The 21,161-nt window shown below is 57.5% G+C and carries 20 protein-coding genes and 2 pseudogenes; 19 read left to right on the top strand and 3 right to left on the bottom strand.

All coding sequences use genetic code 11. The features are described 5' to 3' along the window. Positions 1–7: 7 nt before the first annotated feature. Entirely contained in the window at positions 8–1,204 is a 1,197-nt protein-coding gene (locus tag RBB80_RS24135) for an anhydro-N-acetylmuramic acid kinase (protein ID WP_433964861.1), read from the bottom strand. Between the two features lie 42 nt (positions 1,205–1,246). Beyond that, positions 1,247–3,929 (bottom strand): annotated as a pseudogene (mutS, locus tag RBB80_RS24130) (DNA mismatch repair protein MutS). A gap of 407 nt (positions 3,930–4,336) precedes the next feature. Here mutS and RBB80_RS24125 point away from each other — a divergent pair. The 10 genes and pseudogenes from RBB80_RS24125 to RBB80_RS24080 all read left to right on the top strand — a co-directional run bounded on the left by RBB80_RS24125 (position 4,337) and on the right by RBB80_RS24080 (position 10,072). Beyond that, the gene (locus RBB80_RS24125) at positions 4,337–4,609 is read left to right on the top strand and encodes an MBL fold metallo-hydrolase (RefSeq protein ID WP_433969846.1); all 273 of its coding nucleotides are present in this window, start codon (positions 4,337–4,339) and stop codon (positions 4,607–4,609) included. Then, complete coding sequence (locus RBB80_RS24120; RefSeq protein ID WP_433964860.1) at positions 4,566–5,099, top strand: MBL fold metallo-hydrolase; 534 nt, start codon at positions 4,566–4,568, stop codon at positions 5,097–5,099. Before RBB80_RS24125 ends, RBB80_RS24120 begins: the two co-directional genes overlap by 44 nt. Next, complete coding sequence (gene pqqC, locus RBB80_RS24115; protein ID WP_433964859.1) at positions 5,072–5,911, top strand: pyrroloquinoline-quinone synthase PqqC; 840 nt, start codon at positions 5,072–5,074, stop codon at positions 5,909–5,911. The genes RBB80_RS24120 and pqqC overlap by 28 nt, the downstream gene beginning before the upstream one ends. Before the next feature lie 7 nt (positions 5,912–5,918). Next, positions 5,919–6,125, top strand: coding sequence for a pyrroloquinoline quinone biosynthesis peptide chaperone PqqD (gene pqqD, locus RBB80_RS24110; protein WP_433964858.1), 207 nt, complete (start codon positions 5,919–5,921; stop codon positions 6,123–6,125). A 265-nt stretch (positions 6,126–6,390) separates the two neighbouring features. Next, entirely contained in the window at positions 6,391–6,924 is a 534-nt protein-coding gene (locus tag RBB80_RS24105; protein WP_433964857.1) for a radical SAM protein, read from the top strand. Then, a complete protein-coding gene (locus tag RBB80_RS24100; protein ID WP_433964856.1) occupies positions 6,915–7,385 on the top strand; it encodes an SPASM domain-containing protein in 471 nt (156 codons plus the stop codon). The genes RBB80_RS24105 and RBB80_RS24100 overlap by 10 nt, the downstream gene beginning before the upstream one ends. Positions 7,386–7,462: 77 nt before the next feature. After that, on the top strand, positions 7,463–7,735 hold the full coding sequence (locus RBB80_RS24095; RefSeq protein ID WP_433964855.1) for a hypothetical protein: 273 nt from the start codon (positions 7,463–7,465) through the stop codon (positions 7,733–7,735). A 251-nt stretch (positions 7,736–7,986) separates the two neighbouring features. After that, on the top strand, positions 7,987–8,796 hold the full coding sequence (ccsA, locus tag RBB80_RS24090) for a cytochrome c biogenesis protein CcsA (RefSeq protein WP_433964854.1): 810 nt from the start codon (positions 7,987–7,989) through the stop codon (positions 8,794–8,796). Continuing rightward, a pseudogene (hemA, locus tag RBB80_RS24085) lies at positions 8,793–9,706 on the top strand (glutamyl-tRNA reductase); the annotation flags it as partial. The gene ccsA and the pseudogene hemA, both read left to right, overlap by 4 nt. Positions 9,707–9,712: 6 nt before the next feature. Then, positions 9,713–10,072 (top strand): hypothetical protein, encoded by a 360-nt coding sequence (locus tag RBB80_RS24080; RefSeq protein WP_433969844.1) that lies wholly within the window; start codon positions 9,713–9,715, stop codon positions 10,070–10,072. 119 nt (positions 10,073–10,191) lie between these two features. Here the strand turns inward: RBB80_RS24080 and RBB80_RS24075 are convergent, their stop codons facing one another. Continuing rightward, a complete protein-coding gene (locus RBB80_RS24075) occupies positions 10,192–11,661 on the bottom strand; it encodes a sugar transferase (protein WP_433964853.1) in 1,470 nt (489 codons plus the stop codon). Between the two features lie 256 nt (positions 11,662–11,917). On the opposite strand from RBB80_RS24075, the gene RBB80_RS24070 reads away from it, so the two are divergent. The 9 genes from RBB80_RS24070 to RBB80_RS24030 all read left to right on the top strand — a co-directional run bounded on the left by RBB80_RS24070 (position 11,918) and on the right by RBB80_RS24030 (position 21,153). Then, positions 11,918–12,061, top strand: coding sequence for a hypothetical protein (locus RBB80_RS24070; RefSeq protein ID WP_433964852.1), 144 nt, complete (start codon positions 11,918–11,920; stop codon positions 12,059–12,061). Positions 12,062–12,474: 413 nt separating this feature from the next. Beyond that, entirely contained in the window at positions 12,475–13,020 is a 546-nt protein-coding gene (locus RBB80_RS24065) for a 2OG-Fe(II) oxygenase (protein WP_433964851.1), read from the top strand. Positions 13,021–13,764: 744 nt separating this feature from the next. Continuing rightward, the gene (locus RBB80_RS24060) at positions 13,765–14,406 is read left to right on the top strand and encodes a glycosyltransferase family 4 protein (RefSeq protein WP_433964850.1); all 642 of its coding nucleotides are present in this window, start codon (positions 13,765–13,767) and stop codon (positions 14,404–14,406) included. A gap of 455 nt (positions 14,407–14,861) precedes the next feature. Then, complete coding sequence (locus RBB80_RS24055; protein ID WP_433964849.1) at positions 14,862–16,358, top strand: GumC family protein; 1,497 nt, start codon at positions 14,862–14,864, stop codon at positions 16,356–16,358. After that, positions 16,312–17,157 carry a CpsD/CapB family tyrosine-protein kinase gene (locus RBB80_RS24050; protein WP_433964848.1) on the top strand — a complete coding sequence of 282 codons (846 nt, stop codon included), beginning with the start codon at positions 16,312–16,314 and terminating at the stop codon, positions 17,155–17,157. The genes RBB80_RS24055 and RBB80_RS24050 overlap by 47 nt, the downstream gene beginning before the upstream one ends. After that, the gene (locus RBB80_RS24045) at positions 17,144–18,163 is read left to right on the top strand and encodes a polysaccharide biosynthesis/export family protein (RefSeq protein WP_433964847.1); all 1,020 of its coding nucleotides are present in this window, start codon (positions 17,144–17,146) and stop codon (positions 18,161–18,163) included. Before RBB80_RS24050 ends, RBB80_RS24045 begins: the two co-directional genes overlap by 14 nt. Before the next feature lie 388 nt (positions 18,164–18,551). Then, positions 18,552–19,010, top strand: a complete 459-nt coding sequence (locus RBB80_RS24040; RefSeq protein ID WP_433964846.1) for a hypothetical protein — start codon at positions 18,552–18,554, stop codon at positions 19,008–19,010. Continuing rightward, complete coding sequence (locus tag RBB80_RS24035) at positions 19,007–19,678, top strand: O-antigen ligase family protein (protein WP_433964845.1); 672 nt, start codon at positions 19,007–19,009, stop codon at positions 19,676–19,678. The genes RBB80_RS24040 and RBB80_RS24035 overlap by 4 nt, the downstream gene beginning before the upstream one ends. A gap of 176 nt (positions 19,679–19,854) precedes the next feature. Then, on the top strand, positions 19,855–21,153 hold the full coding sequence (locus RBB80_RS24030) for a lipopolysaccharide biosynthesis protein (RefSeq protein WP_433964844.1): 1,299 nt from the start codon (positions 19,855–19,857) through the stop codon (positions 21,151–21,153). Positions 21,154–21,161 lie beyond the last annotated feature (8 nt).

The raw sequence follows: 21,161 nt of genomic DNA, 5'->3' as shown, positions 1-21,161 counted from the left end.
TGTCTTACTATCCATGCGTCACCTTACCCAATACCGCAGCCCTCTGCGCTCCAGTAGCCGCCGGGATATTCCCTGGCAGTCCGTTCCTGCTCAACCAGGCCAACAGTGCAAACGCCACAGCCTCCTTAGCCTGCGCCGGAATCCCCAACTCCTCCATCAACCGCACCTTCACTCCCATCGGTCGAAGCTCTTCGGTCAACATCTTTATCAACAAAGCATTCTTCGTCCCACCACCTGCAATCACAAACTCCACTGGCGACAACGGCGCAGCTTGTCCCACGTGTCCCCACACAAACTTCTGATAAGCCTTCAAAACCGACGCAGTCGTCAACGCAGTTGCCGTAGCCACCACGTCTTCATCTCGATCCTCACTCCCACCAGCTTTGCGACACATCGCAATAAACCGCGACACAAACGTCTCCCCAAACTGCTCTCGCCCGCAGGACTTTGGCGGCAGAGAAGAGAAGTATGGTTCCTTCAGAATCGCCTCCACCACCTCCTGCAACACGTGCCCTGTCCGAGCCACCGCACCTCCACGGTCAAAGTCCCGCTCATACAGTCTCTTCATACAGGCATCGATCACCATATTTCCAGGACCTGTATCGAACGCCATCAGCCTATCCACTCCCGCCTCAGCGGGAATAGCCGTAAGGTTCGCAATCCCGCCAAGGTTCAGCAAAACCCGACTGACCTTTGCAGAGCGGAACATGCAGTAGTCCAGCATCGGCACCAGCGGAGCCCCCTGTCCTCCCGCAGCCAGATCGGCCGGCCTGAAGTCGCTCACCACGGGAATCCTCAGCTGCTCCGTGATCACCGCTGCTTCTCCCATCTGCCAAGTAGCTCTCGTAGCCTTCCCTAGATACCTCTCCGAAGCCCCCTGGTGGTACACCGTCTGGCCATGACAACCCACCAGATTCACCTTCACTCCAAACTTCTCCTGCGCCTTCGCCACGGCCTCCGCATACATCTCACCCAATCGCCAGTTCAGCCGCGCAAGCTCTGCCACCGAAATCGCATCGGCGTCCATAGCAGAGAGCACCGCCGCCCGCAAGTTCTTCGGATACGCCATACCCAAATGACCCAGCAGCTTGATCCGAGGCGTCCCACCAGCCACCGACGCAGGCGAAATCCTGCAGATCGCAACGTCCACCCCATCCGCGGAGGTCCCACTCATCACTCCAGCCACCACCAACGCCTTCGTCAATCAGCCCTCCTCAGAATCCAGATACAACACGAACTGCCACAACTAAGCACTCCCCTTCAACTCCCTCTGTAACTCCGCCAGCAGGTTCAACGCCTCACGTGGAGTCAGCCCATCCACATCTGCCTCCGCCAGCCGATCCACGATCCTCTGCGACAGCGGCGTAAACATCGTCATCTGCATCTGCACCGACTGTGTCGGCGAAGCCTCCCTGACCTGCTGCGACTCTGCACGCTCATGCACCTTCAGCACCTCGCGTGCACGCGCAATCACACCCGCCGGCAAACCCGCCAGCCTCGCAACCTCGATCCCATAGCTCTTACTAGCAGGCCCAGCCTCCACCGTATGCAAAAACACAATCCCCCCGCAGTCTCCTTCACCGTCACGCGCAGATTCGTCAACCTCGCCAGCCGATCCGCAAGCAGCGTCAGCTCATGATAGTGCGTCGCAAACAGAGTCCTTGCTCCAATCCGATCATGCAGATGCTCTACCGTAGCCCAGGCCAAACTCAAACCATCATAGGTAGCCGTCCCGCGCCCCATCTCATCCAGCAGCACCAGCGAGCGGTTCGTCGCCGTATTCAAAATCGCCGCCGTCTCCGTCATCTCGACCATGAATGTTGACCGACCACGCGCCACATTGTCGCTCGCTCCAATCCGCGTATAGATCCGATCCACCAACCCCAGCCGCATCCCCTCCGCCGGAACAAAGCTCCCCATCTGCGCCATCACCACCAGCAGCGCAGCCATGCGCAGATACGTACTCTTTCCTCCCATATTCGGCCCTGTAATCAGCAGCACCGCCGGCCCCGCATCCGCATCCAGATGCACCGAGTTCGGCACAAACCGCCCCCCACCCGACTCCTCCATCCGCCTCTCCACCACCGGATGTCGTGCCTGCACAAACTCCAGCACACCCGACACCTCGACCTGCGGCCTCACCCACCCTCGCAGCGCTGCAAGATGAGCGAAACACCCCAGCAGATCAATCTCCGCAATCTTCCTCGCCGTCTCCCGCATCCGCCCCGCGGACTCCAGCAACTGCCGCCGCAACTCCGCAAAGATCTTTCTCTCGATCTCTCCGCTCCGCTCCTGCGCGGTCAAAATCTTTGTCTCATACTCCTTTAACTCCGGCGTCGTAAATCGCTCCGCATTCACCAGCGTCTGCTTCCGCTCATAATCCGCCGGTACCGCCTTCGCATTAGCCTTCGTCACCTCAAGGTAGTAGCCAAACACATTGTTAAACCGCACCTTCAGCGACCCGATCCCGGTTCTCTCGCGCTCCCGTTCTTCAATCGCCGCCAGCGCCTGGCGCCCGCTCCTGCTCAGTTCCCGCAACTCATCCAGCTCCGCATCCACCCCGACCCGAATCGCCCCACCATCTCCAATCGACACCGGCGGTTCCTCTGCAATCGTCCGCACGATCATCTCGTGCAGATCCTCCAGCGGATCGACGCTCTCTCCCAACTCCCCCACCGGGCCGCATCAAACGCCTTCACCGCCGCAACCACTCCCGGCAAACATCCAAGCGTCTTCGCCAGCGCCATCACCTCTCGCGGTCCAGCCGAATCCAGCGCCACCCGCCCCAGCAGCCTCTCCAGATCCAGCACGCCGTCCATCGACCGCCGCAGCTCCTCGCGCCCACGCAAATCTGCCGCCGCCTCACCTACCGCCTCCAGCCGCGCCTCAATCTCCCCCAACCCACTCGCCGGCCTTAACAACGAAGCCCGCAGCAGCCGCTTTCCCATCGGCGTACAACAAGCGTCCATCGTATAAAACAGCGTAGTCTGCGCCGACTCGCCCGAAAACAGCGGCTCTACCAGTTCCAGATTCCGCACGCTCACCGCATCCAGCTCCAAACAAGTCGACCGCTCATAAAACCGCAGCCCATCCACATGCTCCAACGCGCCCTGCTTGGTCGCCCGCATATAGTGCAGCAGGGCCCCAGCCGCCACCGTCGCCGCCTCATGTCCTCCCAACCCCATCCCATCCAGCGAATGCACCTTGAAGTGATTCCTCACCAGCGGCACCGCATACTCTGCCGTAAACACCCACTCCTCCACCGCCGTCTTCGTCCGAATCGCATCCAATCCCGCTGCCGTCTCGCTCTCTCCAGCCAGATTCACCCCACCCAGCAACCCAGACCCGTACAGCAACTCAACCGGCCTCACACGCCCCAGCTCATCGACAAGCGCCGCCCATCCACCGGCTCCAGGAAACTCCGTGGCCCGAAACTCCCCCGTCGAAAGATCCAGCAGCGCCAACCCGCAAGCCTGAGCTCCGCTCTGCGTCGTCCCGGTACCCAACGCCGCTACACTCGCCAGATAATTGCTCTGCTCCGCCCCCAACGCCGGATCAAGCGCCGTCCCCGGCGTCAGCACCCGCGTCACCTCCCGCCGCACCACCGTCTTGGTCAGCTTCGGATCTTCCATCTGCTCCAGCAGCGCAACCTTGTACCCCATGCGCAGCAGCTTCTGCAGATACACCTCAGCCGCGTGATAAGGAACCCCGCACATCGGCTGTTTCTTCTCGCGATCTCGCGCCGTCAGCGTTAGTTGCAGCACACGCGAGACAAGAATTGCATCCTCATAGAACAGCTCATAAAAGTCCCCAATTCTGCAGAACACCAGGCAGTCGGAATACTGCTCCTTCGCCGCAAAATATTGCCGCATCGCAGGCGTCGCCCCAGCCGCATCACCCGCCAACGTCGTCGTTGTCTCATTCGCCATCCCATTCATAATCACACAACAGTAAGGGCGCCGAAGGCGCGTCAGCCTCGATGGCAGATCGCGCCGTGCGCGCAGCACGCCGTTTCCTGGCAAGCAATCGCCCGATACGGTACACTTACAACCAGCAGTCTTAGATCTTCCACGAGAGGTTCTACCCAAATGACACAGCCGACCTGGGCCACGCCCGACTTTGAAGAAGTCTCCCTCAATTGCGAGATCAACTCCTACGCTCCCGTAGAACTCTAAGACCGAGTCTTCGTGCGCATTAAAGTCCTGGGGGCCGCCGCAGGTGGCGGCCTTCCGCAATGGAACTGCACCTGCCCAAACTGCTTCGCGCTTCGCAACAACCAGCCGCACATCCAACCCAGAACCCAGTCTCAACTAGCCGTCACGGCAGATGACGACACCTGGTTCCTGATCAACGCCTCCCCCGACCTTCGCCAACAACTCATCAACAACTCCGAAATTCACCCAGACCCCATCAAGGGTCTGCGCAACACCCCGTCGCCGGAGTCATCCTCACCAGCGCCGACCTCGACCACGTCCTCGGTCTCCTCCTGATGCGCGAGTTCACCCCCGTCCGCATCTATGCCACCTGCCCGGTCATCAGCATCCTGAAAAAACAGCTTCTTCCAGATGCTCGACCGTCTCCCCGGACAATCCCGTTGGACCGAGATTGAACCGGACGTCAGCTTTCAAGCAGGCGGTGGCCTCACCTGCACCCCAATCGCGCTATCCAACAGCCTCCCAACCTACATCAGCGAAGCAGACCGCACCACTCTCGACCCAACCGGCGCGACCATCGGACTCATCCTCGAAGACTCCAGGGGCGTCCGCGCCGCATATCTCCCCGCGCTACTGTCTGTGTCCGCTCCCCTGAAGCAGCTCCTCTCCACATGTTCCACTATCTTCATTGACGGAACCTTCTGGACCGATGACGAACTTCAAAGAATCCAACCCGGAACACCCTTAGCTCGCTCCATGGGCCATCTTCCAATCAACGGTCCACACGGCTCACTCGAAACTCTGAAGGACCTCAAAGACACTCGCAAAATCTACACTCACATCAACAACACAAACCCGATCTTGCAGGATCAAAGTTCAGAGCGTCGCGCGGTCGAAGACGCAGGCTGGGAAGTGGCATGGGACGGACTAGAGATAACGCTTTAGATCAAACAGAGCCGGTTCTGCTGAGTAAGACCGAGCTGCGCCAGCGCCTCCAGCAGGTAGGCGAGGCGATGTATCACCACCAGCATCCCTTCCATCTGCTTATGCACGCAGGCCAGCTCACACGCGGCCAGATGCAGGCCTGGGTGCTCAACCGCTACTACTACCAGAGCCGCATCCCCATCAAAGACGCCATCATTCTCTCGAAGTCCGAAGATGTAGCCTTGCGTCGCGCCTGGCGAAAACGAATCATCGACCACGATGGTGACACCGGTGTCGGTGGCATCGAAAAGTGGCTGCAACTAGCAGAGGCCGCGGGACTCGACCGCAACTACGTCATCAGTACCCACGCCATCCTCCCCGGCGTTCGCTATGCAGTCGACGCCTACATCGATCTAGTCACCAACAGCACTCTGCTCGAAGCCGTCTCCTCCTCGCTCACCGAACTCTTCGCCGGCCAACTCATAGCCTTGCGCATGGACGCTCTAGCCAAATACTACCCTTGGCTGCAAAATGGTCTCGCGTACTTCCACGGCCGACTCACGCAAGCTCCCGAAGACGCAGCCTTCGCCTTCGACTACGCTGCCGAACACGCCGACACTCCGAACCTCCAATCGTTGGTAGTCCGTTCGCTCGAGCGCAAATGCGCACTACTCTGGGCCCAACTCGACGCCCTCCAATACTGCTACGTCGAACCCGGATCGCTCCCCCACAACCCGACGTCTTTCGTCCCGAGGAATCATGAGCGAACCCCTTGCAGACACCAGAATCCCGCGTCTCGCAGTAGGTTGTCGCGTCCGTATCGTCTCGCCTGACGAAGCGATGCTTCTAGTCCCCGAAGGCGCTCTTCGACTCAAAGGCGCAGCCAGCGAGATCATCGCCCTCATCGACGGACAGCGCTCCGTCGAAGCAATCGCAACCCTTCTCCAACAGAAGCACACCGCAACCGACTCGTCACAAATCGCCGCCGAGGTAAAGCAGTTCCTCGAAAAACTCCACGCACGCAGCGTCCTCCTCTACAACGACTAGATGGCCTTCCGGCCGGGACCGCTACGCGCGGAGCGGTCACTTCGTGACATGTATACCGGCTTCGCCTCTGATCGCGACCAACGGGAGCGCCAACCGAAGGGGTATACAAGTCACGAAGTGACCGCCGCCCGCGCAGGGCGAACCGAGCCAGCATACAATTTCCTTGTAAGCCAAATATGTCGACACTCCCCGGTCCACTCTCGCTCGTAACCGAAATCACCCATCGCTGCCCCCTGCACTGCGTCTACTGCTCCAACCCCTCCAGATGCAGTCCGCCGACCAGGAGCTAACAACCGAAGACTGGACCAGAGTCTTCCACCAAGCCTCCGCTCTGGGCGTCCTCCATCTCCATCTCACAGGCGGCGAACCACTCGCACGCGCCGACATAGCAAAGCTCGTCGCCGCGGGAAGGGAAGCGAACCTCTACGTCAACATGATCACCTCAGGCCTCGGCCTAACCCCCGACCGCATGGCCGAACTAAAAGACGCAGGCCTTGAACACATCCAGCTAAGCCTTCAGGATGCGGACGAAGAAAGGGCCAACGAATTCGCAGGCGCCCGCGCCCACGCCCACAAACTGAAGCTCGCTGCCTTCATCCGCCAACAAGACATCGCCTTCACCGTCAACGTGGTGGTGCATCGCGGCAATCTGGATCGTCTCGACGCCATCCTCGCTCTCGCGGAGTCACTTGAGCCGCAGAGGATCGAAGTCGCTCACGTGCAGTACTACGGCTGGGCTCTAAAAATCGCGGTAAACTCATGCCCACCCCAAGCCAGGTTGAACGTTCCGTGCAGTTGATCAACGAAGCGCAGTCACGACTGAGCGGCCGAATTCAACTCCAGGCCGTCTTCCCGGACTACTACGCGCGCTATCCCAAAACCTGCGTCGGCGGCTGGGGCCGCCAGATGATGCTCATCGACCCCGCCGGCCTCGCTCTCCCATGCCACGCCGCCGCCATCATCCCCGGCATGGAGTTCGATTCAGTCCGCACTCATACCTTGGAGTGGCTGTGGAACCACTCTCCAGCCTTCAACCGCTTTCGCGGACACGATTGGATGAAACCGCCATGCAGCACCTGTGACCGCAGAGAGATAGACCTCGGAGGCTGCCGGTGTCAGGCCTTTCAGCTGACCGGCGACGCTGCAAACACCGACCCGGCATGCAGCCTGAGCGATCAACATGAAAGTCTGGTCGCCATCGCACAAGCCTCGCCGAGCAGCGATTCGCAGTGGGTCTATCGCATCCTGGCCAACTCTTGAATTTATAACCTCAAGGAAACAGACCAGATCTACCTTCTCTCGGGCGAGCCGTGTCGAGTAGAACCAACCTACATCGTTTGAGGGATGTCTTATCGAACGTTCATCCCCGTAGTCTCGTCCTCGTTCCAAAAGGACACGATCATGGCCAGAGCGACAATGCCTGTGGGGATAAGCCTGAACCTCACTTCTTCAAACCGAACCAAAACCGAAAAAACCCCGAACAACGTCTCAGCACAGGTTCGAGCGCCGCCGCCGGAATCGTCTTCGGCCTTCTCTGTTCCCTGATTGTCTGGCTCTTCCTCGCGTACGGAATCTATCGCATCCACGAGATGTTCATCCCCATTCGGTAGCCGGGATCGGCGCGTCGATCACCCATTACGTCGGCCATCAATAGCCTCATCAAACGATAGCCTCATCAAAGCTACGTCTCCTGACAATCCTCCTCGCAAGTCAATAAGAATCACGCCCACCTCCTTCGCAAGCAGACCTGCGTCCCCATGAGACTGCGCGAAACCGTCCGCAGACACGCGGAATCAAACTCATAAGCGATATACTTAATGTTTGCGGAAACCTCCGCGAAGCAGCTTTCAGTACGTCACCTATGTCCCTCCTCTGGCTCAGAGTCGCGGTCTTACTCTACGGCATCGCCGCGCTTGCGGTACTGCCGGCGGCCCTTTACGACCGCCCCCGCTGGCGTCACATCGCCATCCCCGCCACCGTAGCCGCCGTCTTCTTCCACTTCGTCTCGCTGGCAGAGATGCTCAACGCCGCCCACCATCGTCTCCCGGTCGACACCCACGAAACTCAATCCTTTCTCGGCCTCCTGCTCGCTCTGGCTTTTCTGCTCGTCTATGCCCGGTATCGCACCGTCTCCCTCGGCATCTTCCTCCTGCCTATCTGCTTTCTTCTCGGCCTGGTCCCAGCCTTCCACCCAGGCCAGGAAAGCACCGCCTTCCCCATCCTCCACACCGGCTGGATCTTCCTCCACGTAGCTCTCCTTCTCGCTGCCTACGCCGCCCTTCTTCTCTCCCTCCTGGCCTCTCTTCTCTATCTGGTTCAAGAGCGCCTCCTCAAGCAAAAGTCCCCAACCATCTCCTGGCTGCCGCCGCTTGAAACCACCGATCAGATCGCCCTCAAAGCTCTCCTGTTCGGCCTTCCCTGCATGACTGCCGGTCTTCTCATCGGCTCGCTCATAGCCCAGGCCACCGTCGGAGCTACTTACTTCCGCGATCCCAAAATCCTTCTCGCCTTCGCTATGTGGCTCGTTTACGTAGCGATGATCCACATTCGCCGCATCTCCGGTCTCCGCGGGCGCCGCGCCGTCTACCTCTCCAGCTTCGTCTTCCTGATCGTGCTCGCGGTCTGGGCGGCTAACCAGTTCTCCGCGGTCCACAGGTTCACCGCCCCATGAACCAATCCAAGCCCACATCCACACAGGGGCGTCTGGTCCTCCTCGGCATTAACCACAACACCGCGCCCATCGAGGTACGCGAGCGCCTCGCCATCCCCGCCGAGCGCCTCGCCGACGCCACCCGCACCCTTCTCCACCAGCCCGGCGTCCGCGAAGGCCTCATCCTCTCCACCTGCAACAGGGTCGAACTCCTCACCCTTCAGGACGACGCCGAATCCACGCCACCACAGGCCAAAACCGACCTCCTCCGCTTCCTTCACGAGTACTTCGCCGTCCCCCCGCACGACATCCAGCCTCATCTCTACGAGTTCCGCGAGCGCGAAGCCGTCCGCCATCTCTTCCGCGTCGCCAGCTCGCTCGACAGCATGGTCGTCGGCGAACCCCAGATCCTCGGCCAAGTGAAAGAGGCTTACACCGTCGCCCGCGACGCCGGCGCAGTTTCGACCCACCTCGAAGCCCTGATGCAACGCACCTTCACCGTCGCCAAAAAGATCCGTACCGAAACGCAGATCGGTTCAAGCTCCGTCTCCATCGCCTCGGTAGCCGTCGATCTCGCTCGGAAGATCTTCGGCTCTCTCTACGGAAAAACCGTGCTCCTCGTTGGCGCCGGCAAAATGTCCGAGCTGGCCGCCCGCCACCTCATCCAACAAGGCGCATCCTCCATCCTCGTCACCAACCGCACCCAGTCTCGCGCGGAAAAAATAGCTGCCGACTTTAGCAGCCTCACCGTTCACACCGAGGCCATTTCCTTCGAGGCGCTTTACGAGCAGGCAGACCGCGCCGACATCGTCATCACCTCCACTGGCGCGCCTCAAAAATATTCGGACGCTCTCACGGCCAGCACTTCCTCCATCGCCGCCGCAACCGCCCCATGTTCTTCATCGACATCGCCGTACCCCGCGACGTAGACCCGCGCATGAACGAGGTCGAAGGCTGCTTCGTCTACGACATCGACGATCTCCAGCAGGTAGCTGCTGCAAATCTAGCCGATCGCAGCCGCGAAGCCGCCACAGCCGAGAGTATCGTCAGCAGGGAAGTAGACAAGTATCAGGAGCGTCTCCAGTCCCGCGACGCCGTCCCCGCCATCAAAGCCCTTCAGCAACAAGCCGAGCAGCTCCGTCAGGCCGAACTAGCCCGCTCTCAATCCAAACTCGCCGACCTTACCGCACAACAGCGTGACGCCGTCGAAGCCCTCACCCGCTCGCTCACAGCCAAGCTCCTACACCCGCAACTCACCGCGCTCCGCGAATCTACACGCAAAAAAGATTCCGAGTAGACTCAAGGCTTATCTGCCTCAATTCTCTCGGAATCTTTCTCCATCTTCACCCGCCGAAGATAAGTCTGCTCACTCCACGCTGGTCCCACAATGAGCAGCCAAGTCCGTCAGGGTAGTGACTACACGGCTCCAGAGCCACGAAAAACTGCGGGAATCGTCTGAAACAGGATCTTGATATCAAGCCACACCGACCACTGGTCGATGTAACGCATATCCAGAGCCATCCACTCATCGAAGCTGATTGAGCTTCGACCCATTACCTGCCACAAGCATGTAATTCCAGGTTTGACGCTGAATCGCCTCCTGTGCCAATCCTTCGAGAACCCTTCATAATCTCTCACCGGAAGTGGCCGCGGACCAACAAGACTCATGTCTCCAAGGCATACATTGATGAGTTGAGGAATCTCATCAAGACTCGACTTGCGCAGAAACGTACCCAACGGCGTAATACGAGGATCGTCCTTCAACTTGAAGGTCGGGCCGTTTGTCTCATTCAAATGCTCAACCTGAGCCATGAGTTTCTCGGCATCCACCACCATCGTTCTGAACTTCAGAATCTCGAAAGGTCGTTTTCCATAACCAATCCGGGTCTGACGAAAGAAGACGGGACCCTTTGAGGTCAACCTGATCAACGCGGCAACGAGGAGAAAGACCGGAGCCAGCGCCAGCAACAGCACCGCCGACACGACGGCATCGGTCAGCCGCTTTATCATGGAACCCCATGCGTTCCACGACTCATCATGCAGAGTGATCGTGCCTACCCCTCTCTGCAGAGACGCGGTTCGTTTCGTCTGTTCCTGGTCGAAGAACGTTCCTATGCTTCGCACTGCAATCCCGTGATCGCGACATGAAGCGACAATCTCCGCTATCTGCTGATAGAACGATGCCAGTGGCAGGGCGACAATCACCTCGTCAACCGGAAGCGTTCGCAGCAGAGCCGGGATCGAATCCAATCCTCCCAGCAAATCTCCTGCGTTGGACTCGACCGTCTCCTCAGACCACCATTGATCGTCGACGAAACCCTGAACGTGGTAACCCCACTCCGGGTGAAGTGCTACATCCTGCGCAAACCCATGGGCGCGCCGATTCGTCCCGACCACCAAAACATGGCGAAGGTTGTAGCCCTTCGCACGGAAAACACGCGCCAAAGCTCGCCCGATAAGCCGAGTCGATACGAAGATGGCGAAGCTGATCAATCCAAAAACCGCGCTGATAAAACCAATCTCTGCGATGCTGTGTTTCGAGTGGGAGCACACCAACCACAACCAGGCGCAGGAGGACAGCGCGCAAAGGATGCTCGCAATGCAAACATCCATAACCTCTCTAACAAACCCGTCCACTCTTCGAGATCGATAAAACTTATTCGACCGAAGTATTCCGTGCCATACTACCGCCAATACCAATGTCCCAAGGAAGACCTGTATCGGATGACGTGTCTCGAGGGAGTCGAGAAATCCAAAGAAGCGGTGGCCGGACGTAAAGGCATACGCACCGCCTAAGCTGCCAAACAATAAACAAATATCGCCAAACTCCACCAACTCTAAAAAATTCTCCTGTTGGGTGGTGTCATAGGTCCAGCCCCTTTTCATTAACGCTGTAAAGCCAGTTATGATGCGAAGCCGACAAGGGAAAAGCTGATTACCACACATCACTAGGGTAACCAAACGAACAGAACTCGACAATGAAGCGGACGGTCCGAGAAGGCCTTCTCATGTTCGTCGGTGGCTCGTCTATCTCAACCACCAGAAGCAATTCTGGGGCCGGACGGAGGGAGAGGAATCCAATCTACCAAATATAGGAACAACTCCGATAGAAGTGCCCCAGAAACACCTCTTGGAGAGTGCGATGGCCGGGTTTGGAGTTGCACTACAGGGCTTTGCGGGTTTGGACTTGAAAATGCTAACAACCCAGGTGCCAGACACTCAGTTGATCTGGAAAAGTGAAGAAATCCGCCGGGAGGAAAGTAAATTGCACATGAAGAAGAAGTGATGTTGCTAAAAAATTGCTACTTCCTTGGGAACTTTCGTTCCATTCGTACCTAGGGCGGCACGCTTTAACCGGCTCCAACCGCGGTACAGAACTATAATGTTCTATTGATAAAGCAGCTTCTTGCGTTCCGTGCGACGGAGAAATATGCAAAACGAAACGGGTATCCGTGATGTGTCCAGGCTGCTCGACCAGCTCTCTCTTTCGGAGAGTTCATCCAGCTTAGCCAATCGGTATCATAATAACCGGCCATTTCCTTATCTCACGATCGATAACTTGTTCGATTCGGAGCAACTGACGGCAGTCCTTGAAGAGATGTCCCACACCAAAAATCGGACTGGGTCCACCACAATACCCAAAACCTGGAAAAGCTCGGGCAGAAGTCCGCAGCGGGGCTTGGACCAGCCGGATTTCAGTTGGTAGCTCTGCTCCACTCAGCTCCGTTTCTCTATCTCCTCTCGGAGATCACGGGAATCTGGAATCTCCTGCCTGACCCCTATATGCACGGGGCCGGCTACAGCATTATTCCGCCAAAGGGAAAGTTCGATGTTCACATCGATTCCAACGCCGACATCACCAGCGGGCTGATTCGCCGTCTTGCTCTTATCATCTATCTCAACCATGATTGGACCCCGGAGTACGGCGGACAACTCGAACTGTGGAACGAGGATGCCAGCCGTAAAGAGGCGGAGATAGAGCCCCTCTTCAACAGAACTCTGCTCATGAATATCTCGGAGACCTCCTACCACGGCATCAACCCGGTAGTTGAACCCACTGGAAGGTCACGCTATTCCTTCATGATCTACTACAACACCGCCGGCAGCATCCTCGGCAAAGAGAAGGGTGTGCACAGCTCCCTGTACGCTCCGGATTGCTACCGACCGAAGCCCACGGTACGCAGTCTGGTTCGGCAGTGGACTCCTCCCGTCTTCTACGATTTCGTTCGTCAGAGGATCCGATAACTCTCGCTTCGATCAAGTGGTTCCAGGGGATATCAAGCCTCCTCACTGAGGGCTGACAAGCATCGTGTCCCATCTGCATCTCACTTCACTGTGGAAGCTTTGTGATGTCGATGAGAGTATCTTCCTATGCCACCTGCAACAATTTCTCTCCAATGCGAAAGCGAAGCGACTACGTTACAGTGAAAATACAGTTAGATTTTGAGGCCTGATGCGGATTCTGTTTCTACACAATAGATACATCTATCGAGGTGGAGAAGATGAATCTCGAGAGCAGGAGATCGCGATGCTTCGGTCTCGCAGAGAGGAAGTTATCGATTACACGCTCGACAATGCTGAAATAAAATCGGAAAGCTTGATCACTGTCGGCCTGCGTTCTGTCTGGAACACGAGAGAGGCCGATCGAGTGAAAGACCTGATTCGATCGACAAAGCCGGATCTCGTGAAGGTAGATAATTTTTCCCTCTCCTTTCGCCGTCTGTCTTCAACGCTGCGAAGGCTCTGGGTGTCCCCACCGCTCTTTCCGTACGAAATTACCGGCTCATCTGCCCTTCCGCCAATCTGTTCCGCGACGGGCACGTATGTACTACATGCGTCGGGAGCAAAGTTGCCCTCGCAGCCATTCAGCATCGGTGCTATCGCCAGAGCTATCTCCAGTCGGCTGCCGTCGTCGCCAGCAACGCGTACGCTCATCTCCGCGGCGTCTGGACAGACTCTGTCGATCGCTACATCGCCGTCAGCAGCTTCGTGAAGCAGCAGCTCGTCGCAGGTGGATTTCCTGAAGAGAGAATTATTGTGAAGCCGAACTTCATCTCGGACAGTGGTATCGGCGACGGTTCCGGCGGCTACGGTTTATATGTGGGCCGTCTGACTGAGGAGAAGGGTGTTCGCTCGCTTCTGAATGCTTGGCCTGACGTTCCGCCATCAGTCTCTTTGAAGATCATCGGCGATGGCCCCCTTGAGTCCGTCGTCCGTCAGGCATCAGAAGCTGATCGCAGGATCGAGTATCTCGGACGAAAGTCGCTAACAGAAGTATGCGACTATCTCGCCAAAGCCGCTTTCCTCATCTTCCCTTCGGAGTGGTATGAGCCCTTCGGCCGCACCATCGTCGAGGCATATTGCAAAGGGACGCCGGTAATTGCCGCCTTGACCCCGCCGATGAAGGCGATGGTTGACGATGGTGTAACCGGTCTCCTGTACAACCCCGCCGATAAGAAGGGCCTAGCTTCCGCTGTAAGCATCCTTATGGCAGACTCCGAGCGTCTGAACCTAATGCGGGTTCAGGCTCGAGCCAAATATCTTGCTGCCTACACCGAGGATCAAAATTATCGACAGCTTATGGATATCTTTCACCAATGTATTAATACCCATCATTCGCAGCCGGCGTAACAAAGAAACAGGTACCTTCCTGAGGTAAAGTCAGTCTTACAGCATGACCAACGTATCGAGGAGTAACAAGCTCTTCGACAAGAATTTAGTCAGGAAATTAGTTACACCATTTTATTTGTTACACCATTTGAACAGATCGGCATTCGAAAGAAGGTTTTACACGGAACCGAAACCCAGAGCGGCGCTTCAGAATCATGGTTGGCTACGCGATATCGATGACAATCCAGGCTCTGCTGCAACGTTCAAATCGATAGCTCTCGTGGGGCTATTACGTCACAGATGTTCGAGGAGACCCATAAGTCCTGTGGTATCATTCATGAATAACTATCTGATCTGCACTGTAAGATTTTCAGCCCTCGAGTCTCAAGAGGGTGTTGCTCTTGAGCTAGCACAATTCATAGCATTCCCCCGATCAGCTACCTCCGGCCGGGGAGAATGCAAAAAGGATTATTGCTATGAGTGCACTTCAGCCACACCCTTCTCTCTCCAAACATCAGCCTGCGGCACTAGATACGTTGTCCGAGGACGCTCTCTTCGGATCGAGCCCTTCCGAATACGAGACGCTTTCGGGCGTCCTCCGGGTTCTGCGCCGGCGATGGAAGACTGTCGTTCTCGTAACGCTCGGTATCTTTCTTCTGGGCCTGCTGGTCTGCCTCTTGATAACGCCGAAGTATGCTTCCACGGCCATCATCGAAATCAACAAAGAAGATAACAGCGCAAATGTCTCCACCGACACGGGAGCCGCTTCGCCCACCGCCGATGAACTGAAGGCGGAGATAGAAACCGACATCAGCGTGCTCGAGAGTGATGGGCTCGCGCTGGCCGTCATACGCGACCTCAATCTCACCCACACTCGTCCCTTCGACAAGGCCATCGTCGCCTCTGAGAAAGACAAGCCTCTCGATCAGGCGCCGCTCACCCGCGAAAAGTTGATCAAACGCTTCGCGAAGAGCCTCACAGTGGAGTCACCGCCGGACACGCGCCTCATCACCGTTACCTTTCAAAACCCCGACCCGATCGTAGCCGCAAACGTCGCTAATGCCATCTCGCAGAAATTTATCGAGAGCGCAATGGATCGCCGCCACAATTCAACGATTCAATCATCCTTTTGGCTGCGAAAACAGCTCGATGACCTGAAGAAGCAGGTCGAAGAATCCGAACAGAAGTTGGCTGACTACCAGAGAGAATCCGGTTTGGCCGGCGTGCAACTCTCCGGTGGTGGTCCCGGCGACAACGCCGCCAGTGTTGGTGTGTCGCCTCATAGCACCGTGACCGATCGACTCTTCGGCCTCAACCAGGAGCTCACCACTGCAGAGTCCAACCGCATCTCTGCGGAGACCGTCTTCCACCTCGTTCAATCGCAGGATCCTGAGGTTGTACTTGGCCTGGGATCGATGAGCGTATCAGGCGGTGGTGGAGGCGCACTGACCGCGGATGGCGGGATTCAACTCGTCCGCTCACTCCGGACCCAGGAGGCAGAGCTCGCTCAGGAGTACGCAGGAGCCGCGGTCAAGTACGGCGCCAATAACCCGCGCCTCGCGCAAACCCAGCAGCAGCTCGACGCCGTTCGTCAGCAGATGCACGCCGAACTGGCCCGCATCAGCAAGCGCGCAGAGAACTCCTATCTCTACGCAAAGCAGAACGAAGACACCATCCGGCAACAGTTCGTCAAGCAACAGTCCGCCGCCAATGAGATGGCTGACTCCACCGTCCATCTCCAGGTCCTGGCTCAGGAAGCAAACTCCAATCGAACTCTCTACGAGAACCTGTTTTCGAAGCTCCAGACTGCCAGTCTGGCATCCGGCGTTCGCGCCACCCGCATCGATATCGCCGATCAGGCTCGTCCCTCGGGCACCCCGGCCGTACCCAACTATCTGAAGTATCTCTCTGATCGCCGGCATAGGAATGTTCTTCGGAATCTCTTCCGCCTTCCTGCGAGAGAGTCTCGATGAGACGGTGCGCAGACCCCGCGATCTGCAGAAGATCGCAGGACTTCGCATGCTTGGCTATGTCCCCAGAATGCAAACCAAGAGCTTGCTCACCGTGGCGGGTGGAGACAGCAAGTTGATCGACGCTCCAAAGGCTCCTTTTTCCGAGGCCTTTCGCGTTATTCGAACCTCAATCCTGCGTGCCCTCCCATCCATCGGCTCCAGGACGCTGCTTGTCACAAGCGCCGCAGGCCGCGACGGCAAGACGACGGCGGTCTACAACCTTGGAGTGGCCTTCGCTCAGCAGGGCGCACGAGTCCTGCTCATTGATTGCGATCTTCGCAACCCGGATCTGCATCGCCTCTTCGGATGCGCGATCTCTCCCGGCGTAAGCGACCTCCAGGACCCCGTCACCAGAGCAGAGATTCTTGGCGTCGTACGGCACACTGCACTGCCCAACCTCTTCATGCTCCCCGCCGGGCGTCCGCCCGAGTTCCCAGCCGAATTCTTCGAGTCGCAGACATTCGACGCTCTCCTGCGGGTCTGCGCCGCCGACTACGACTACGTTCTGATCGACAGTCCACCGATCTTGTCGGTCACAGACACCTCCATCATCGCCAGTAAGGTTGGCGGAACGATCGCAGTGGTACGCTCACGCAACACAACCCAGTCGGTACTCTCAAATCTGATTGACAGCCTTCACCACGCCAACACCCCTGTACTGGGTGTTCTCCTGAATGATGTTCGCAATCCGACCGCTGACGGGTTTCATGGCTACAGCTACTCCAGACAAGAGGAAGGTCAGGTTCATGCGACTATCTAGTCTTTATGGAAAAATGGTTCTCGCACCGGTATTTCTAGGTGCCTTTGCGTTCTCATCGCCTACCGCCCACGCTCAACTCGCCCCTCAAAAGGTAGGTGGGACCAGCAGTTTCGACGGCCCCGGAGCCGGCGACACGGAACCGACCACCAGGAGAAGATTGACAACCCTGACCGTGGTCCCTGAGGATTTCTCCGGACTGCAACTCGCGCCGGGCTTTCTTCTCAGCATGGAAGTGTACGACGCGCCCGAACTGTCCACAGACGTCCGCATCGACACCCATGGAGACATCACTCTCCCCATGGTCGGATCAATCCACGTGGCAGGTCAGACGATGACCCAGGCTGCCGCAGCGATCGAGGCACGTCTCAAGGACGGAAAGATCCTCAACAATCCGCAGGTCAATCTGAACGTCAGCCAATACGCAGGCTCGAACGTTAGTGTTCTGGGCGAAGTGCACAATCCCGGACGAATCGAGTTGCTCGCACCGCATAGCCTCGAGGACATCATCGCCCTTGCCGGCGGCGAAACCCAATTGGCCGGAAACTCCATCGAGATCCGTCACCCCGAAGGCGTCTCTCCGCAGAAAGAGATGGTTCACTACTCCCGCAGCTCCGACGACATGACGCTGGTGGATACGAAGGTTCGCCCCGGGGACACAGTCACGGTGCGGCGGGCTGGTATCGTTTACGTACTCGGCGGTGTCAACAGGCCAGGGGGCTACATCATGCAGGAGGGAGGCGAACTCAGTCTCACTCAGGCTCTCTCCCTCGCCTACGGAACGACCATCAACGCCGCGGTCAGCTCGATGCGGCTGATCCGCAAGCTGCCGGACGGAAGGGTTCAGGAGACCCCTCTCGCATACAGAGACATCGAGAAGGGAAAGATTCCCCCACCCCGGCTACAGGCGGAAGACCTGATCTATGTGCCGATCAGCAAGACGAAGACAGTTTTGACGAGCGGACTCTTCGCAAGTACGTCGCAGGCCGCCCTCTACGTCTATCACTAGGACACTCTCGCCGGGTTCAGCCGCCATTTTGCTTCGCAACCAGCTGACGCCGGCATATCGTTATCTCAGCTCTGCGACTGTATATCGAGCCGAAAACGCGATCATTTGTTTCTAATGCAGACTGACGCCGGCGCCACTGGTCTTCGAACAGGACGGAATTCTTTATGACAGCAGCTCAACCCTACCCATTGCAAAAGCAGAATCCCCTTCTGTACTGGGCGACGTTGATCTACCTCGTGGGAGTACCGAACTTCATTCATTTCGACGTAACCGGCCGAACGCACGCGCAAGGGCTGTTCAACCTGACGTCGCTCAGCGCCATGCTGATTACTTTCCTGGCGAGTTACGTTCTCGTCGTCATCGTGATTCTGGGGCGTCGTCCGCTATTGTGCCGCAAAGTGCACATTGGCAACTGGCTCTGGATCGTCCTCGTCCTCCAGATGCTTTTGTCTACAGCTCTTCAGCCTGTCAGTCGCCTCACGCCCCCGCCTACAGTGACATCCTCATCAGTCTCTACCGCATGTACGAGTGGGTTCTTGCCTTCGCTCTCGTCCTCGCGCTCTACACCCGCACGCCCGCAGATCGCAGAACGGAACTGATGGCTCACCTGATCGGCCGTGTCGCCTGGATATGGATCGCAATGACTTACATCGTGCTTCCGTTCATGTCGTCACAAGTCTACGGTGGCGCCGGCGATGGAGAGATGACCAGCGCGCACGCGCAGCTCGGCGGCGAATTTCTGTCTCCGTCCTACCTCGCCACACTCTCTGTTGCGGCTTTCTTCTACGCTCTTTTTTCTTCCCTCGCGGCCTCATCAAATTTTGCGGGTGCGTCCTCGCCTTTGTGACCCTGGTCCTGGCCCGTACGCGCATCGAGCAGCTTAGCTTTCTGATCTTGATCCTTCTCTACGCCATCTTTTTCTCCGGAAAATTCGTTCTACGAATCGGCACAATCATCTCCACGGCGGTTCTTGCAGCACTCGGTATTCTGTTTCGAAGCACAATCATCGAGTATGTCTCCCGAGGCCAGAACGCCAACTCACTGGCCACTCTGAACGACAGAACCCGCGTGTGGCAATCAGCCATCGAAGCGATCCGTGATAGGCCAGTCCTCGGATACGGCTACGTCGTGGGCGCCAAAAACGCGCTCCGCGATCACTGGATCTACACACACTGGATTCCGCCTCACGCACATAACGAGTATCTCCACGCCTTTGTGAGTGGTGGCATTCTCGCGGCTATTCTGGCCCTCTGTATCTACGGCCTAGCCCTCTGGACAGGTTTCAGAACCGCATACCGCGGTCTCTATCAAGTTTTTTTCCTGTTCTTAATGATCCTCTTCACTGTCAGATCTCTCGGAGGTCCAAACCTCACCTACATTTACACCCGACCCGGTGCTATTTTTCTGCTGACATTCATAGGGCTCGTGGGTGGCGCAGAGAAATTATCACCACGCAAGCTCAAGAAGAGGTCGCGGCCCCTGAGTCACTCCGTACCTCAGGAAGTAGGCGCATAGGAACCGTTCCTGTGCGGTGATATCTTTAACCCAATTCATGGATTCAATAAGAGCATTCGGCTGTTGCCTTTGGATATCTCCTGATGACCAGGGCGCCCCGGCGTTGTTTTCGCAAGCCATAAACGCACGCAGAGGATCCATTGCGCACTGAAACTTCTGAAATCAAGCAGACTTTTTTGTCTCGATCCCTCGCCCGGATCGGCGGCGGCCGAACGCCTGCTGCACTCTTCGACCAGGGGCTGGTCAGTGGTGCAAACTTTATCACCAACGTTCTTCTCGCCCGCGCCTTCGGGGTTCGCGACTATGGCGTCTTTGCTCTGGGATGGGTAGCCGTATTGTTCGCTAACAGCCTCCAGTACGCAATGATTGTGACGCCCATGATGAGCGTCGGGCCGAAACAGGAGCAGGAAGACCGCCCCGCGTACTATGGCGCGGTCCTTGTACAGGAGATTGCCTTCAGTCTGCTGGTGGCGTTCGTTATGTTTCTCTCCGTGTGGGGCTCCACAAAGTTCTTCCCCCAATGGGGAGTGGGAGGTTTGGCCCTTCCGCTCAGCGGGGCGACGATCGCCTACCTGCTTCAGGAGTTCCTCCGCCGCTACTTCTTCTGCACCCGCCAGAGCAAACGGGCCCTGGTCACCGATATCGTGAGCTACCTCACTCAGGTGCCTATCATCTTCTGGATCTCGCGCCACCACGGCGCGAAGCTGTCCACGATGCTCTGGATCATCGCCGCAACCTCATTCGCAGGATTCCTCTCGTGCCTCCGCTGGTACGAAACCGTCACCTTTAGCCGTCATGCTCTTCGAACAGTCTTTCTCAGGCACTGGCGTATGTCTCGATGGCTCGCACCCTCAGCCTTTATGCAGTGGGGAGCGGGCAATCTGTTTCAGATGGCAGCTCCGATTTACTACGGGGCCGCAGCCTCAGCTCTTCTGCGCGCCGCACAGAACATCGTAGGCGTCGCGCACGTCTGGTTTCTGGGTCTCGATAACGTCGTGCCATCCGAAGCAGCGCGGCAGATGCGTCTGGGCGGCGTCGACGCCATGTTGCGTTACGTCAAGCGCATCTTCCTGCAATGGGGCGCCGTAACCCTGGCTTTCACAGGCATTGTGGCAATGTTTCCTACCTTCTGGCTGAAACTTGCTTACGGAACCAAGTACTCCTCTGACGGTTTCGTTCTTCGTTTATACGCGTTCATGTACCTGATCATCTTCGTCTCGGGCCCCTTGCGCTACGGTCTGCAGGCGCTCGAGTACACCGCCCCCATCTTCTGGACCTATCCGGTACTGATCGCGTTCTCCGCAGCGTTAGCCGGCCCCCTCGCTCGTAGACTTGGGTTGAACGGAGTCATGTTGGGCATGTGTGCGAGTCAGGTCATCTTTCAGGGACTCGTCGGGATTGCGTTCTGGATGCGAGTGCGAAAGCTCCGTCGCGAAGCCGCCTTAGAAAGCGCCGGCACGCTCCATCCAAGTTGAAGTCAGTC

Origin of the sequence: Tunturiibacter gelidiferens (assembly GCF_051013345.1) — a bacterium.
Taxonomy (GTDB): domain Bacteria; phylum Acidobacteriota; class Terriglobia; order Terriglobales; family Acidobacteriaceae; genus Edaphobacter; species Edaphobacter gelidiferens_A.
The sequence above is the reverse complement of the archived record's forward strand: the minus strand, read 5'-3'. Positions and strand labels throughout refer to the sequence as shown.